Origin of the sequence: Thalassospira sp. GB04J01, assembly GCF_000751115.1 — a bacterium.
In the GTDB taxonomy this organism is placed as follows: domain Bacteria; phylum Pseudomonadota; class Alphaproteobacteria; order Rhodospirillales; family Thalassospiraceae; genus Thalassospira; species Thalassospira lucentensis.
In genome coordinates this window covers 39580-54757 of the sequence record NZ_CCDX020000009.1, presented here as the reverse complement: position 1 = coordinate 54757, position 15178 = coordinate 39580, and the positions used below count along the sequence as shown (strand labels likewise).

The following is a 15178-nucleotide window of genomic DNA, read 5'->3' as shown; positions in this document are numbered from 1 at the left end:
CGGTTCCCTAAAATCTACAGGCAACGGGTACGCCATCAAACGCCATATTGTGTAAAAATCTCCAAAGCCCATTTGACATGGGGAAATAGCGGTTTAAATACAAATTGAGTATGTGCTTGATGGTAAAATACAAAATAGTGCGAGGAAAACATGACTGAGTTTCGCGGTAAGATTTACGACAGCATTATCGACACCATCGGTGCAACGCCGCTGGTTCGCCTTTCGCGTCTGGCAGAAGCAGAAGGCGTGAAAGCGGATCTGATCGGCAAGCTTGAATTCTTCAATCCGCTGGCATCGGTCAAGGATCGTATCGGTCTGGCAATGATCGAAACCGCCGAGAAGGCTGGCAAGATCAAACCGGGTGCAACTCTGGTCGAGCCGACCTCGGGCAATACCGGTATTGCGCTGGCTTTCGTTGCTGCGGCCAAGGGCTACAACCTTATTCTGACCATGCCTGAAAGCATGTCGATTGAACGGCGCAAGATGCTGATGCTTCTGGGGGCAAAGATTGACCTGACCCCGGCGGCCAAGGGCATGAAAGGTGCGGTTGCCCGTGCTGAAGAACTGGTGGCCGAGATTGATGGTGCGATCATGTTGCAGCAGTTTGATAATCCGGCCAACCCGGAAGTTCACCGCAACACCACCGCACAGGAAATTCTCAAAGATACCGACGGCAACGTTGATATCTTTGTCTCGGGTGTGGGCACTGGCGGCACGCTGACCGGTGTTGCTGACGTATTGAAAAAGCATAACCCGAACATTCAGATCGTTGCAGTCGAACCGGAAGACAGCCCGGTTATTTCCGGTGGTGCACCGGGACCGCATAAAATTCAGGGCATTGGCGCCGGGTTCATTCCGGGCAACCTGAATAAAGATCTTATCGATACCGTAATGACCATTGGGAATGAAACCGCCTTTGCCACGGCGCGCAAACTGGCCGCCATCGAAGGCCTGCCAACCGGCATTTCGTCAGGTGCGGCAGTTGCGGCAGCGATTGAACTTGGTCAGAAGCCGGAAAATGCTGGCAAACGCATTGTCATCATCATTCCAAGCTTTGCTGAGCGTTATCTGTCGACCCCACTGTTTGACGGTCTGCAATAAGGCGTTTGTCTTAAATGACAGTCGGAAAAAGGCCCGGAGCATATGCTTCGGGCCTTTTTTTATTGAGGGTGTTTGCACACCACGCCAATCTGATCAACCAAGGCTCAGCCGTCGAGCCAGACGGCAAGACCGTCGAGCGTTTGCAAGCCGTATTCCACCGCACCGAAGCCAATAACCGCCAAACGTCGTTCGCGAGTCGGATGGAGTTGGCGCAACGTCACCACAGTTTTGCCGTCGCTTTGCTCGTCGAAAGTCACTGTCATGCGGAACCGTTCAGGGTCGTTGGGGTCGGGCGTGCCATAGTCCATGACGATCCGTTCGTTCAGCACGATTTCCAGAAACCGTATATGGTTTTCAAAGCGCTGTGGTTTGCCTTCAAACGTGCCGACCATGTCGAACCGCCACACCCCGCCTTCGCGGATGTCGGCCTCCTTGGTTTCGATGTCGAGGCCTTCTGGGCCATACCATTTCGCCAGCGCGTCGGGGTTCGTCCAGGCAGCGAAGACCTTGTCGCGCGGATGGTTCAGCAGCTTTGCCAGCACGATCTCGCGGTCCAGCGACCAAGTCTCAGTCGGATTTTTCATGTCGTCCATCCTCTTCGTCTTTGTGGTCCAGATGAAGTTCCAGCCGGTCTAACCGTTCGATCCAGCGCCGACGCTCCGCCTCCATCCAGACCGCCGCCTCGTTGAAACGCTCTGGCACCAGTTGGCACCAGCGGCTGCGCCCGCGCTTCTCGCTGGCGATCAGGCCGCACTCCTCAAGTACTTTGAGGTGCTGGGTGAATGACGGTAGCGCCATGTTGAAAGGCGCGGCCAAGTCGCTTACGGACGCCTCGCCGTTGGCAAGCCGCGAGACCACCGCACGGCGGGTCGGGTCGCTAAGGGCGTGAAACGCAAGATCAAGGGGGTTTGAATGATAAGGCATGTGCCTTAGTAACTTGAGTTTCAGGGCTACGTCAAGAATATTTAGGTATGTGCCTAAGTATTGGGGTGTTTCGCCCTGAAACAGGTTGTGAAAAAGACAGACCTCCAAGGAAAAACAAATCTTTTGCTTGAGTGATGGGATCGCCACGCTATATCCAGAAGTCAGAGATTTTACTCTGTTGCATTCGATCTGACAGGAAACCCGCCCGCGTGACTGATTTTGACTTCAGCGAAAATGAAGTGCAGCGCTATGCCCGCCACATCGTCCTTAAAGAGGTTGGTGGCACCGGGCAGATGATGCTTAAACGGGGGCGCGTGCTGATTGTCGGGGCCGGTGGGCTTGGCTCCCCGCTTGCGATGTATCTGGCCGCAGCCGGGGTTGGCACAATTGGCATTGTCGACGCCGACACGGTGGAGCTTTCCAACCTGCAACGTCAGATCGCGCACGGTATGCGCGATATCGGAACGCCCAAGGTTGACAGTGCAAAATCAACCATGGCCGATATGAACCCGGAAATCACCGTGCATGCCCATAACACCCGGCTTGATGCGGCCAATGTCATGGATTTGATTGGCGATTATGATGTGATTGCCGATGGGTCAGATAATTTCGAGACGCGGTTTTTGCTTAATGACGCTTGCTACTTGGCGGGCAAGACGCTGGTGTCGGGCGCAGCGTTGCGATTTGACGGGCAGGTTTCGACATTCAAGGCCCATCTGGGTGCACCTCATCCGTGTTATCGCTGTATTTATCATGCCCCCCCGCCCGAGGACGCCATTCCATCCTGCGCGCAAGGTGGCGTTTTGGGATCGGTGGTTGGGATGATCGGCGGGATGCAGGCCACCGAAGTTCTCAAAGAATTGATGGGCATTGGTGATGGGCTTTCGGGCCAGTTGTTGATTGTCGATGCGCTTTCGGCGGCCTATCGTAAAATCAAGGTGCCCCGCGATCCGGGCTGCCCGCTTTGTTCACAAAACGCCACGATCAAGGACCTGTCGATCCATGAACACTGAGACCGAAAGTCCAAAGAAACTGTCGCTGGTGGTGTTTTCCGGCAGCTTTGAAAAAGTTCATTACGCACTCGTAATGGCGTCGTCTGCCCTTGCCACAGGCCGGGAGGTCACGCTGTTTTTTACCATGGAAGCCAGCCGTGCGCTTTTGGCCCCGTCCGGATGGCGACATTTGCGCACGGATGCCCAAGGGGCCACCGCGACCTCAATCGATTTGTCCTATGCGACGCGCGGGATCGGCACATTCGAAGAATTGCTGAGCGCCTGTGCATCACTGGATGGCAAATTCATGGTTTGTGAAATGGGCTTGCGCGCATTGGGCCTTGAAGATCAAGCCACCCGCGATGAGCTTTCGATTGAGACCGGCGGTGTGGTGACATTCCTTAACGACGCCAAGCAGAATGGCGAGATGCTGTTTATCTGATCTCAACTTGCCAGAAGCTTGATGCCAAGCCCGGCCAGACACAAACCAACCGCCCGTTCGATCCAAATTTTGATTGCAGAAATGCGGGCCTGCACGGCGGGTAAGGTCAATGCGACCGCCACCAATCCGAACCAGAACATGTGACAGACGGCGATATAAATGCCGTATCCGATTTCCTGGATGATAGGTGTGTCGGGCGAAATCACCTGACTAAACAGGGAAACGATGAACAGCATCGTTTTGGGGTTCAGCGCATTGCAGGCAAACCCGATCCAGAAGGCCGACCCGTTCCGGGTTTGATCTGTGCCCGGTGCCGACGTTCCTGATGGCTGGGAAGTTGATATGTTAGCGCTAACATCCATGGCATTGGCGGATTTGGCGCGGCCATGAAGTTTGCGGATATCAGGCCACAGGGCTGCGAAACCAAGCCAGATCAAATAAGCCGCCCCCAGATAGCGCAGGCTGTTAAGCACCCAGATATTACTGGCAAACAGAACCCCCAGGCCAATCAGGGTATAGGCAAGGTGAACTGAAACGCCGCTGCCAATCCCAATGGCACAGAAAACCCCGGCGCGCCTGCCACGGGTAAGGGCGATGCGGGTGACCATGGCAAAATCGGGGCCGGGGCTGATGACGGCAAGCACGGTGATGATGCCAACGGCGATGATTTCCATGGATCGGATATCGGCGGTGATGTCGGGCATGACGGAACGGTCCTTTGATGGGGCTTGATCTGTGCGTAAAATCAGTATCAAACTGTTTCAAAGGTCATAAAATCGAAAAATACCGGGATTTATTGTGAGTAATATTCACAGAAAACGGCATCTGCCGCCGCTTGCCGCCCTGCCCGCCTTTGAGGCAGCGGCGCGTCATCAAAGCTTTTCGCGCGCCGCAGAAGAATTGCATCTGACCCATGGGGCAATCAGCCGGGCGGTGGCCCAGATCGAAGATCGATTGGGGGTTGAGCTGTTCGTGCGGCGAAACCGGCGGGTCTGGTTAACCGCGGCGGGCGAACGGTTGTTAAAGGCTACCAGTGCGGCCCTTAATGGACTTGATGGCGCGGTTGAGGATATTCACCGTCATGACGGAGCATCGCCGATCCTGACGGTATCGTGCGAGCCCAGCCTTGCCATGCGCTGGCTGATGCCGCGTTTGGGGGGATTTCGCGAAGCCAACCCGGACTTGAATATTGACCTGCGCCTTGCCGGTGGCCCGGTGGATTTATTGGCCGATGGCTGTGACGTGGCGATCCGGCGGGCGGATTACGGTATTTCAGAACAGTACATCACCACCCGTCTTTGGGCCGAACATGCCGGGCCGGTGTGTGATCCGGATTGCTGGGAAACAATTCTTGCGCGAAATCTGTCCAATGCCCGCTGGCTACATGCCCGAACCCGACCGGATGCGTGGGAGGTTTGGAAGCGCGCCAGTGGCAGTGAAGCCACCGCTGCCAGCGAACAGTATTTCGATCATTTCTTTTTTGCGCTTCAGGCGGCTGTGAACCGGCTTGGTACGGCGATTGGTCCCTTGCCGCTGGTGTATGACGATTTAAAAGCGGGGCGTCTGATTGCCCCGCTTGGCATGGCCCCGACCGGGTATGATTATGTGTTGATTACCCTTGATCCGCCCGGCCGTGATCCGCGGATATCCCTGTTCTTTGACTGGTTGATGGCAGAAGCAGGCGACATGGACGGCGGTGCTTTGCCGGGCAATGATATGACGGGACCGGGTAAGAAAATCTGATCCTGAACACCGGCTCCATATGCGCGGAGTCGGAACATTGTTCGAACGTGCCGCGTTTTGGGAATTCCTGAAACTGTGCGGATCCCGTTTTATGCTGACCGACCTTCCCTATTTTGCGACGGCCGAGAAATATTTCGATATTGGCGTCATCGATATGGTGCTGCGGCTGTGTGCGGCGACGGTGATTGGCATGATCATCGGGCTTAACCGCGATGTGAACGGCAAGCCGACAGGCATGCGGACCTTGGCACTTGTCAGTCTGGGGGCGGCTGTTGTGTCGGTTGTTGCGGTACATTTTCAGGATCTGATTGACCATCCCGATGCGCTTTCACGCGTTGTGCAGGGCTTGTTGCAGGGGGTTTTGACCGGCATTGGCTTTATCGGTGCCGGCGTGATCATGCGTCAGCCAAAAAGCATGACGGTTTCCGGCCTGACAACGGCGGCAACGGTGTGGATCACCGCCGCCCTTGGCATTGCCTGTGCGCTTGCGGCGTGGCACATCGTGATCATTGCCACGGTCCTGGCCCTGTTTGTTCTGATTGTGCTTAAACCGGTTGAGCGGATGCTGGTGCGCCTAATCAGCGACAAGGATGCCGCACGCGACTAGCGAGGATGGTTCGGGCGCCGGACTTTAAAAATCCTCCCCCTCGCGGAAGGCGGCAAGATCATCAATGCGTCGATAAGGCAAAAGTGTTTGCAGTTCCTGAGCGGGCACGCCAACCATCAGATCATGTAAATGACGCGCAAGGACTTCACCCACATGCCGTTGTGGCTGGTAATAATAGGCCAGTTTTTGTTTTGACAGCATGCGGAATGGCATGCCGCCAAACCCGACAACCCCGATCCCGTCGCGGATGGTGTCCATGTTCAGTTCCATCAGGGCTTCGAGTGCGCCGATCATGGTCATTTGGCTGGCACAGACAATTGCGGTGGCATCGCGTTGGGTGCGAAACAGCGTCGTGGTGGCATCGCGGGCGGCGCGTACCGAGACATCGGAGCGCATCCAGATCAGGCTTTCGGGATCAAGTCCGGCTTCTGTCATTGCGCGGCGCGCACCCTGTTTGCGATACCCAAAAAAGGTCAAGTTTTCCGGTGGATCAATCATGCCGATTTTGCGGTGTCCATCTGCGATCAGGCGTTTGACGGCGTCATAGGCGGCCTGTTCGTCATCGTGATCGACAAAGGCATGCGGGGTTAAAAGTTCGGTCCGGCCAAAGCTGACGAACGGAAAATCATGTTGCAGGCAATATTTTGCCCGGCTGTCTTGGGATGTGGTGCGTGAAAAGACCACGGCATCGGCCATGCGTTGGGTATGGACGCGTATGACGGGTTCAAGCGGGTCTTTGTTGCTGGTTTGCGCTAGAACCACCAGCGAATAGCGGTCTGCCTCCAGCCCCTGTGCGAGGCTTTCGACCTGTGCCAGAAACCCCGGATCGCCGTAATCGCCGACTTCCGGGGAATAGAGGATCGAACAGACCTGCATGGTTTTACCCGTGCGCAGCATGACGCCGCGGGCATCGGGCTGATAGCCGATTTGTTCGGCTGCGGCCTTTACCTTGGCCACTGTGCCGGGTTTGACCTCTGGCCCGTCTTTGAGCGCACGTGAAACTGTCGTAACTGACAGGCCAAGATGTTCGGCAATCGTGCGAAGGTTCGGGCGCGAGGCGGGCATATGCAGGTCCGTTCTTGTGGTCGTGGCGAGCGGTATTGTGGCGGACAATCTAATCGCGCGGCTATGGTTAAGGCAATGCGTTGCTTTTGATCACGTTGCGCATGAACTCAAAGGACGCCTTTGGCGTGCGTTTTTGAGTGGTGTAATCGACATGCACCAAGCCAAACCGCTTTTCATAGCCATAAGCCCATTCGAAATTATCAAGCAAAGACCAAGGCATGTATCCCTGAACATTCGCACCTTCTTTCGTGGCGCGTAAAACGGCTGAGAGGTATTCATTGTGATAGGCAATGCGATCCTGATCGTCGATTTTACCATTTGCGTCAGGCAGATCGATAAAGGCACCGCCATTTTCCGTGACAAAGACCGGCGGGTTACCATAGTCGTTTTGCAAGATTTTCATCGTGCGATAAAAACAATCGCCATCAATTGCCCACCCCATTTCGGTGCGGCGGAAATATTTTGGTGGTTCTGCATGCTTAAACGGCCAAGCCTTGTCGCTTGCGGCTTCTATATAGCTTGGGAAATACTGATTTAGGCCCTGAAAATCGACCTTGGTTTTTATGGCTTCAAGGTCGCCGTCCCGAATGTGGGGTTCCATCCGGTCCAAAATCAGCTCCGGATAACGGCCATAATAGACCGGATCAAGGAACACGCCGTTCCATTTTGCTTCAAACAGATCGATCAGATGTGCGTCCTGTTCCTGACGCTCGGGCAATGTATAGCCCTTATGCATCGGCAAAACGAATCCAACCGGGGCTTTGGGGAAATGGCCTTTGATGATCTTGGTGGCGCGTGCATGGCATAAATTTAAATGATGGGCGGTGCGCATGGCGGCACGCGGGTCGGCAATGCCCGGGGCGTGTCGGCCTTCTTCATGGCCGACCCAGGCAACCACATTGGGTTCATTAAATGTCACCCAGGATTTCACCCGGTCGCCGAGCCGGGATGCAAGAAGTTCGGTATAATCCCCAAACCAGTCAACAATGTCGCGGTTTGTCCAGCCGCCCCGATCCTGAAGCGCTTGGGGAAGATCCCAGTGATACAGGCATAGCCATGGTTCAATGTCGCGTTCAAGCATGCCGTCAATCAGGCGGCTGTAAAAATCAATGCCGGCTTCATTTACCGTGCCGGTTCCTTCGGGCAGGACGCGCGGCCACATGACCGAAAAACGGTAATGTTTGGCGCCAAGGTTTTTGATCAGATCAAGGTCCTCTGCCCAGCGATGATAATGATCGCAGGCAATGCTTCCGTTGTCGCCATTGGCAACGCGGCCCGGTGTTGCGCAATAGGTGTCCCAGATGGTGGCACCGCGCCCGTCATTTTTGGCACCGCCTTCAATCTGATAACTGGATGTTGAGACACCCCAGCGGAAACCGTCGGGAAATGATTTGGTCATGTTCGCTTCCTTGCCTTGTTCTGGGTGCTTTTGTTGGGCGCACCCAAAATCGTAACGTTTCGGAAAAATCGGCAAAAAAATACCGATGTTTCATTTTGTCCCTATTATGGGCTGGTTTTGTTGATTGACAAGAGCGAATAAAGCGCTTATCAAAAAAATCGAAACGTTACGAATTTTCGACCATCAAGAAGTCGGCATTGAGCGTACCCTATTAGGGAGGAACATCCGTTATGAAGAAATTTTCCACAGCCGCAGCATGCGCGGCATTTCTGAGCGTCGGTGTATCTGCCGGTGCGATTCATGCCCAGACGGCAGAAGTCCTGCATTGGTGGACGTCGGGCAGTGAACAGGCGGCCCTTGCCGAAGTGCGCAAGGCGTTTGAGGCCAAAGGTGGCACATGGGTTGATACCCCGATTGCCGGGGGAAGTAACGCCCGTGCAGCAGCCGTGAACCGCATGCTTGGCGGCGATCCGGCAGCCGTTTTCCAGTTTTCCATCGGTCAACAATTGCGCGAACTTGCCGATCAAGGCCTTCTGGCGAATGTTGGCAAGATTGCCGAGGAAGAAAACTGGGATGAAAAATTGCCGCCCCTGATCGTCAAGGCGGCAAAATATGACGGCGATTACATCGCAGCCCCGATCAACATCCATGGTGAAAACTGGATGTTCTATAACAAGGCCGTGCTTGATGACGCCGGTATCGATGTGCCGACAAGCTGGGATGACTTCATCGCGGCGGCAGAGAAGCTTAAGGCAGCTGGCGTAACACCGATTGGCCTAGGTGGTCAGCCGTGGCAGGAACGCATCATGTTCAACAGTGTACTTTTGGGTGTTGGCGGACGTGAATTCTATGCCGATCTTTATAGCACGCTTGATGATGACCTTCTGGAATCCGACACCATGCATCAGGTGTTTGAAACCTTTGCCGCACTGAAACCCTTTGTCGATGAATCAAGTCCGGGCCGGAATTGGAACGAAGCAACCAATATGGTGATCAAGGGTGATGCGGCCTTCCAGTTCATGGGGGATTGGGCCAAGGGTGAAATCATTGCCGCCGGGATCGAACCGGGCACCACGGTTGGTTGCGCCTTCGCACCTGCGGTTGATACCGCCTATATCATGACTGTGGATGCCTTTGCCTTTTCGGCAATGGACGGCGAAGACGCCACACCCGCACAGGAAAAAATGGCTAAGGTGATGCTGGAGCCCGATGTGCAGATTGCCTTTAACATGAAAAAGGGATCGATCCCTGCGCGTCTGGATGTGCCGTCAGACAGCTTTGATGCCTGTGCGCAAAAGGCCATTAAAACCCTTCAGGACAAAAAGACCCATCTGGTCAGTACAGGTCTTTTCGGGGTGCCAAGTGCCGTTTCGGGCGCGATTGATGACAGCATCTCCAATTTCTGGAACAGTGCTGACATGAGCCCGAAAGAGGGTCAGGAACAATTCCACGAAGCAATTTCCTACGCCAAGTAAGGTGTGGGACTGCGCAATACTTTGCAGGGATGTGCTGCTGCGTGACCGCTAAGGCGGGTGCAGCAGCACCTTTACAAAGAAGCGAGAATGTTTATGGCCGATCCGGCACAAGGTGTGTTGCAGCGTTCAGTTGAGAACGACGCAATTCAGAAGACAGGCAGGCGGCGCTGGCGTCCGCAATGGACCGCCAGAATGGCGCTTATCCCTGCCATGACCATTACGATTGTCTGTTTTTACGGATTCATTATCTGGACTTTTGTGATTTCGCTGACGCGGTCACGTTTGTTGCCGGTCTATAAATTTACCGGGTTTGACCAATATGTTCGGTTGTTTGCCAATGAACGCTGGTGGACGTCGATGCAGAATTTGGCGATCCACGGGTTTCTGTTCATTGGTGGCTGCATGGTGTTTGGCTATTTGCTGGCGATCTTGATTGATCGTCGGGTCAAGGCCGAAGGCATGTACCGCACCATTTTCATGTTGCCTCTTTCGATGTCATTCATCGTGACGGGCGTGATCTGGCAATGGGTGATGAACCCGGGACTGGGTTTGCAGGAAGCCGTACGTGCGTTGGGTTGGGACAGTTTCGAGTTCAACTGGATCGTCCGGCCGGACCGCGCGATCTATACGCTGGCAATTGCTGGTATCTGGCAACAGGTTGGATTGTGCATGGCACTGTTTCTTGCCGGGCTTCGTAATATTGATCCGAACATCTGGAAGGCATCGCGTGTCGATGGCATTCCGGTATGGCGGGTCTATCTGCACATCATTACCCCGATGCTGCGCACCGTCTTCTTCACGGTATTTATCCTGATGAGTGCGATTGTCATGAAGGCGTTTGACCTTGTTGTTGCACTGACCGGTGGCGGGCCGGGATTTTCATCTGATTTGCCGGCGCGGTTCGTGGTTGATCATATTCTTAACCGGCAGGAACTTGGTCTTGGCGCGGCGGGTGCGTTTGTCCTGTTGTGTACCGTGATCGCGGTTATTTCGCCCTATATTTACTTCGAGCTCAAAAAAGAGCGCGGCGGGCGGGGGCATTGAGCATGCGTTATAATCGACTTGCCCTTTATGGGCTGCTCATTCTTGCCGCCATCATGATCATGGCGCCGGTTTTCATCATGATTTCAACGTCGTTAAAATCGATGGATGAGATCCGTAATGGCAGTATCTTCGCCCTGCCCGCCGACCCCGGATTCGCGGCTTGGGGCAAGGCTTGGTTTGGCGATTGCAGTCAGGCGCTTGGTGATCAATGCGGGGGGCTTTCATCGTCATTCCTGACCTCGGTCAAGATCGTTATTCCGGCGCTGATCCTGTCGGTCGGGCTTGGGGCCATTACGGGTTATGCGTTGGCGGCGTGGAAAATGAAATGGGCAAATGTGATGTTTGCCGCCCTTCTGGTTGGTATGTTCATTCCCCCGCAGGTGACCCTTTATCCCCTGATCATCATGATCCGTGAACTTGGTATATTTGGGTCCATACCCGGGTTGATCCTGGTGCATGTCATCTGGGGGGTTGCCTTTACCACCATGATGTTTCGCAACTTCTTTAAAACCGTTCCAGAGGATTTGCTGAAAGCAGCACGGATCGACGGGGCGGGATTCTGGCGATTGTTCTGGCACGTGATGTTGCCGCTTTCGCTGCCGATTCTGGGTGTCGCGATGATTTTGCAGTTCACCTATATCTGGAATGATTTTCTGTTGGGTCTGACCTTTGGCGGGCGATCGGGTCAACCGATGACCGTCGCACTTAACAACCTTGTCGGATCACAGTTCGGCGAGAAGGAATATAATGTCGATATGGCTGCAACCATGCTGACAGCCCTGCCAACGCTTGCGGTTTATCTATTGTCGGGGCGGCTGTTTGTGCGCGGAATTGCCGCAGGTGCGGTGAAAGGGTAACCAGAATGAATGGTGTTGAACTTCGCAACGTAACCAAGGCGTATGCCGGACTGACAGTGATGGAAAACATCAACCTTGAAATCACCGATGGTGATTTTGTGGTGCTGTTGGGGCCATCAGGGTGTGGCAAATCGACATTGCTGAACATGATTGCCGGGTTGGAACCGACCACGGGTGGAGAAATTCATATTGGCGGGCGCAATGTGACTGAACTGGAGCCGGACGAGCGCGATATCGCGATGGTGTTTCAGTCCTATGCCCTTTATCCGACCATGTCGGTGCGCAAGAATATCGGTTTTGGCCTTAAAATGGGCGGCATGCGCAAGGATGAAATTGAAAAGCGGGTTGCCGATGTTGGCGAACTTCTTCAAATCACGCCGCTTCTGGATCGCAAACCATCTCAGCTTTCGGGCGGGCAGCAGCAGCGCGTGGCGATCGGGCGCGCACTGGTTCGCGAACCGTCGGTGTTTCTGTTTGATGAGCCGCTTTCAAACCTTGATGCCAAGCTGCGTGCGGATATGCGCGTTGAATTGAAACGTCTGCATGAACGACTGGGACGAACGATTGTCTATGTCACCCACGACCAGATCGAAGCGATGACCCTCGCGACCAAGGTTGTGGTGCTTGAAAAGGGCAGAATTCAGCAGGCGGACACGCCTGAAAACGTCTATCGCCGACCAGCCAACCGTTTTGTCGCCAGCTTTGTTGGTGCGCCTACGATGAACTTTATCGAAGGCAAAATGATACAGGATGGCTCGGATGTCGTCTTTGACAGCGGAGCGGGCCAATTGCCGCTGGTCGACGTCCCGACCGAGGCACGCAACCTTGTAGGGCAACCAATAACGCTGGGGGCCCGGCCCGAACATCTTTTGTTTGATGATGCCGGGATCGCATCGCGGGTGTTGCTGGCCGAACCGACCGGGCCGGATCAGTATGTTCGACTTGCCGTTGCAGGATCGGAAATCACGGCAAGATGCGGTCCTGAACAGGTTTTCAGATCAGGTTCGGATACCAGAATTCTTATCGATGGGGCCCGGATGTCGCTGTTTGATCCACAAAGTGGTCAGGCGTTGTTGCAGGCCTGACCGCTCGGAAAGCACTTCGCGCCTGTATTGGCCTAGCGGGCCATCATGGGGTTACCAAGGGCGCTATCGGACATCACCGGATATTTCTTGGCCGCATTGGGCAATTGATAGTGCCACCATTCGTGGTCATAAAACTCGAACCCGGCACTGACCATGATGCCCAGCAGGATAAAACGGTTGGCTTCGGCGGTTTTGGAAATCAAATCCGAGCCGTGATAGGACCGGTCATGCATTTCATCAAACCCTGCCCCCATATCCAGTTCCTTGCCGTTTTGATCAATCAGGGTTAGATCAATGGCAACACCACGACCATGTGGCGATCCGAAATCCGGGTTGGCGACGAAATCGGGGTTGGGCGAATGGTTCCACAGGGCGCGTTGGGCTTCCTGAGGGCGGAATGCATCAAGAATGCGAAGCTTCAACCCCTGACGACGTGCCATGGCCGATGCCTTTTTCAGGCATTTTGCCGCATCCGCATGAAGATAGCAGGCAGGTCGTGTATATATCGGTACCCCGGTGAAGTTACGATCCGTGGCATAGACGATATCAATTTCGACATCATATTCTTGTGGCGTAATTTCGACCAGCGCCATCGCCGGAGGCCCCCTGTTCTTGTCGTTCACCGATTACATAAAAAAGATGCTGACGGGTCAGTCGCGTTCTTCAGATAGCGCAGATCACGCTGCATCGCAAACCGCATCACAATTAGCGGAGAAATCCGGCCCGACGCTTTTGGCAATTGATACTGCCTCAACGTCGCTGACGACCGCTGTTTTGATCAATGGTGAGGTCAAAGGCGAACTTTTTGCCAATATGGAACGCGGACAGGCAGAACACCTGATGAGCTTCATCGCTGAAAGCCTTGAAAAAGCGGGTATCGGCTTTGACGCGGTTGATGGCATCGCGGTTACGGTCGGTCCGGGTGCTTTTACCGGAATGCGCATTGGTCTGGCGACCGCACGTGCCCTTGGTCTTGCGCGCAAGATCCCGGTGGTCGGGGTGAGTTCGCTCGAAGCCGTGGCATACGGCGTGTCTGAACGTGATCAGCAGGGGCGCAATATTTTGGTGGCGCTCGATAGCAAGCGAAACGAGATTTTTGCGCAGGCCTTTGATGGCAAAAAAAGACCGCTGAGCACGCCTGAATGTGTTGCCCCGCGTCAGGCTCTGATGATGGCACCACCCGGCGATACGATTTTGGCCGGGGATGCAACACCGCGTTTGTTAACCGCCGCTGCCCATGCGCCAGATGCGTTTTATGATTGCACGGCCCATAGTTTACCGCGCGCAGGCAATGTTGCACTGATTGCTGCGTCGCGTTGGGAAAGTGGTGAAAACCTTGCCCCGGTTCCGATGTATTTGCGCGCGCCCGATGCACGCCGGATCGAAGATCAGGGACCGCAGAAAAAGAAATGACCCGCACATCACCAAACGGTCCAGCACCGGGTCGTGCGGGATCGGATCATGCCAATAATTCCTCCCTTCCAAAAAAAGCAAAAGCCATCGAGTTGGTGGCTTTGACCGGTGCTTTTGCGTCGGTTGCGGCGGCTTTGCACGAACAGGGGTTTGATGATTGCTGGGACGCGGATGCGATCACGCGGTTGCTTGATGTGCCGGGAGCATTTGGATTGTTGGCATTTCAGCCCGGTGACAATGCCCGCAATGGGGCCGATATCCCGTTGGGATTTGTGTTGGTGCAGGCGGTTCTGGACGAAGCGGAAATCAATACAATCGTTGTCACGCCGTCGGCACGTGGGTTGGGTGTCGGTAAAAAGCTGCTGAGCGGGGTTGAAGAACGCCTTCGCGCAGATGATGTGACGCGCATGCTGCTTGAAGTTGCAATTGATAATGAGCCGGCGTTAAGGCTGTATCGCGGGTTTGGCTTTGCCGAAATTGGTCGTCGTAAAAGATACTATGACAGGCGCGATGGGCAGAAGGTCGATGCCTTGGTGCTTGAACATCATCTGGTACGTGACTGATTGATTTGCTGGTTTTTGCGTCCATGCCGGGTGGGGAAAACATGACATGCAAGTTGATCGCATTTTAATATTGTATACCCACATGATTAGTGTGGTCTTGATGTTCAACCTGTTGTACGGTAAGCCCTCATTCGGGCTTGAAAGCTGATTATCCTTTGCGGATTGTCAGTCGATATGTCCCGGGCATATCCGCGATTTCGACCAGATCGATGATGTCGTCACCCATTTCTTTCACCGAACGTGGAACGTTTTTCAACGGTTCGCCGGTGCGAAGAGTTACCTCCAGAACCTGGCCTGTGGCCATGGTTTCAAGTTTGAGGCGGGTGCGCACAAAGGTCATCGGACAGACATCCTTGGTGATGTCGATTTTCTGATCGGGGGCGGGATTGTCCATGACTGTCTCCTGGCAGGTGCGATGATGAAGTAGCGTCTCGCAGCGCAGGTGGCAAGGGGCCACAGGAAGACGCA

General features: G+C 54.5%; 18 protein-coding genes. 11 read left to right on the top strand and 7 right to left on the bottom strand.

Going from position 1 to position 15178, the window contains the following annotated elements; all coding sequences use genetic code 11:
• The first annotated feature begins 150 nt into the window (after window positions 1–150).
• A complete protein-coding gene (gene cysK / locus AMM48_RS07435; RefSeq protein WP_102783549.1) occupies window positions 151–1101 on the top strand; it encodes a cysteine synthase A in 951 nt (316 codons plus the stop codon).
• Between the two features lie 104 nt (window positions 1102–1205).
• On the opposite strand, the gene AMM48_RS07430 is transcribed toward cysK, so the two are convergent.
• Together AMM48_RS07430 and AMM48_RS07425 are read right to left on the bottom strand one after the other, a co-directional pair.
• Window positions 1206–1685, bottom strand: coding sequence for an SRPBCC family protein (locus tag AMM48_RS07430; RefSeq protein ID WP_102783548.1), 480 nt, complete (start codon window positions 1683–1685; stop codon window positions 1206–1208).
• Window positions 1669–2172, bottom strand: a complete 504-nt coding sequence (locus AMM48_RS07425) for a metalloregulator ArsR/SmtB family transcription factor (RefSeq protein WP_244271158.1) — start codon at window positions 2170–2172, stop codon at window positions 1669–1671. The genes AMM48_RS07430 and AMM48_RS07425 overlap by 17 nt, the downstream gene beginning before the upstream one ends.
• Before the next feature lie 62 nt (window positions 2173–2234).
• Here AMM48_RS07425 and moeB point away from each other — a divergent pair, with 62 nt between their 5' ends.
• Both moeB and AMM48_RS07415 read left to right on the top strand, forming a co-directional pair.
• Window positions 2235–3038, top strand: coding sequence for a molybdopterin-synthase adenylyltransferase MoeB (gene moeB, locus AMM48_RS07420; protein ID WP_102783547.1), 804 nt, complete (start codon window positions 2235–2237; stop codon window positions 3036–3038).
• A complete protein-coding gene (locus tag AMM48_RS07415) occupies window positions 3028–3459 on the top strand; it encodes a DsrE family protein (RefSeq protein WP_022733719.1) in 432 nt (143 codons plus the stop codon). Before moeB ends, AMM48_RS07415 begins: the two co-directional genes overlap by 11 nt.
• Before the next feature lie 2 nt (window positions 3460–3461).
• Here AMM48_RS07415 and AMM48_RS07410 read toward each other — a convergent pair whose 3' ends face one another.
• Window positions 3462–4163, bottom strand: coding sequence for a LysE family transporter (locus AMM48_RS07410; protein WP_102783546.1), 702 nt, complete (start codon window positions 4161–4163; stop codon window positions 3462–3464).
• 94 nt (window positions 4164–4257) lie between these two features.
• Here AMM48_RS07410 and AMM48_RS07405 point away from each other — a divergent pair, with 94 nt between their 5' ends.
• Window positions 4258–5202 carry a LysR substrate-binding domain-containing protein gene (locus tag AMM48_RS07405; RefSeq protein ID WP_102783545.1) on the top strand — a complete coding sequence of 315 codons (945 nt, stop codon included), beginning with the start codon at window positions 4258–4260 and terminating at the stop codon, window positions 5200–5202.
• Between the two features lie 37 nt (window positions 5203–5239).
• A complete protein-coding gene (locus AMM48_RS07400; protein ID WP_244271157.1) occupies window positions 5240–5809 on the top strand; it encodes an MgtC/SapB family protein in 570 nt (189 codons plus the stop codon).
• Between the two features lie 24 nt (window positions 5810–5833).
• Here the strand turns inward: AMM48_RS07400 and AMM48_RS07395 are convergent, their stop codons facing one another.
• Together AMM48_RS07395 and AMM48_RS07390 are read right to left on the bottom strand one after the other, a co-directional pair.
• The gene (locus AMM48_RS07395) at window positions 5834–6874 is read right to left on the bottom strand and encodes a LacI family DNA-binding transcriptional regulator (RefSeq protein WP_022733723.1); all 1041 of its coding nucleotides are present in this window, start codon (window positions 6872–6874) and stop codon (window positions 5834–5836) included.
• A gap of 67 nt (window positions 6875–6941) precedes the next feature.
• Window positions 6942–8273, bottom strand: a complete 1332-nt coding sequence (locus tag AMM48_RS07390) for a GH1 family beta-glucosidase (RefSeq protein ID WP_102783544.1) — start codon at window positions 8271–8273, stop codon at window positions 6942–6944.
• A 230-nt stretch (window positions 8274–8503) separates the two neighbouring features.
• On the opposite strand from AMM48_RS07390, the gene AMM48_RS07385 reads away from it, so the two are divergent.
• The 4 genes from AMM48_RS07385 (at window position 8504) to ugpC (ending at window position 12734) form a co-directional block, all read left to right on the top strand.
• Window positions 8504–9748 (top strand): ABC transporter substrate-binding protein, encoded by a 1245-nt coding sequence (locus tag AMM48_RS07385; protein WP_102783543.1) that lies wholly within the window; start codon window positions 8504–8506, stop codon window positions 9746–9748.
• Between the two features lie 192 nt (window positions 9749–9940).
• On the top strand, window positions 9941–10792 hold the full coding sequence (locus AMM48_RS07380; protein ID WP_033369135.1) for a sugar ABC transporter permease: 852 nt from the start codon (window positions 9941–9943) through the stop codon (window positions 10790–10792).
• Window positions 10793–10794: 2 nt separating this feature from the next.
• Window positions 10795–11649: a carbohydrate ABC transporter permease gene (locus AMM48_RS07375; protein WP_051146036.1), complete on the top strand. Its 855-nt coding sequence runs from the start codon at window positions 10795–10797 to the stop codon at window positions 11647–11649.
• Between the two features lie 5 nt (window positions 11650–11654).
• Window positions 11655–12734 carry a sn-glycerol-3-phosphate ABC transporter ATP-binding protein UgpC gene (ugpC, locus tag AMM48_RS07370; protein ID WP_102783542.1) on the top strand — a complete coding sequence of 360 codons (1080 nt, stop codon included), beginning with the start codon at window positions 11655–11657 and terminating at the stop codon, window positions 12732–12734.
• Between the two features lie 32 nt (window positions 12735–12766).
• Here ugpC and ddpX read toward each other — a convergent pair whose 3' ends face one another.
• Window positions 12767–13327: a D-alanyl-D-alanine dipeptidase gene (gene ddpX / locus AMM48_RS07365; protein WP_102783541.1), complete on the bottom strand. Its 561-nt coding sequence runs from the start codon at window positions 13325–13327 to the stop codon at window positions 12767–12769.
• 19 nt (window positions 13328–13346) lie between these two features.
• Here ddpX and tsaB point away from each other — a divergent pair, with 19 nt between their 5' ends.
• On the top strand, window positions 13347–14147 hold the full coding sequence (tsaB, locus tag AMM48_RS07360; protein WP_101301324.1) for a tRNA (adenosine(37)-N6)-threonylcarbamoyltransferase complex dimerization subunit type 1 TsaB: 801 nt from the start codon (window positions 13347–13349) through the stop codon (window positions 14145–14147).
• Complete coding sequence (locus AMM48_RS07355) at window positions 14144–14710, top strand: GNAT family N-acetyltransferase (RefSeq protein WP_102783540.1); 567 nt, start codon at window positions 14144–14146, stop codon at window positions 14708–14710. The genes tsaB and AMM48_RS07355 overlap by 4 nt, the downstream gene beginning before the upstream one ends.
• A 148-nt stretch (window positions 14711–14858) precedes the next feature.
• On the opposite strand, the gene AMM48_RS07350 is transcribed toward AMM48_RS07355, so the two are convergent.
• Window positions 14859–15104: a sulfurtransferase TusA family protein gene (locus tag AMM48_RS07350; RefSeq protein WP_102783539.1), complete on the bottom strand. Its 246-nt coding sequence runs from the start codon at window positions 15102–15104 to the stop codon at window positions 14859–14861.
• Between the last annotated feature and the right edge of the window lie 74 nt (window positions 15105–15178).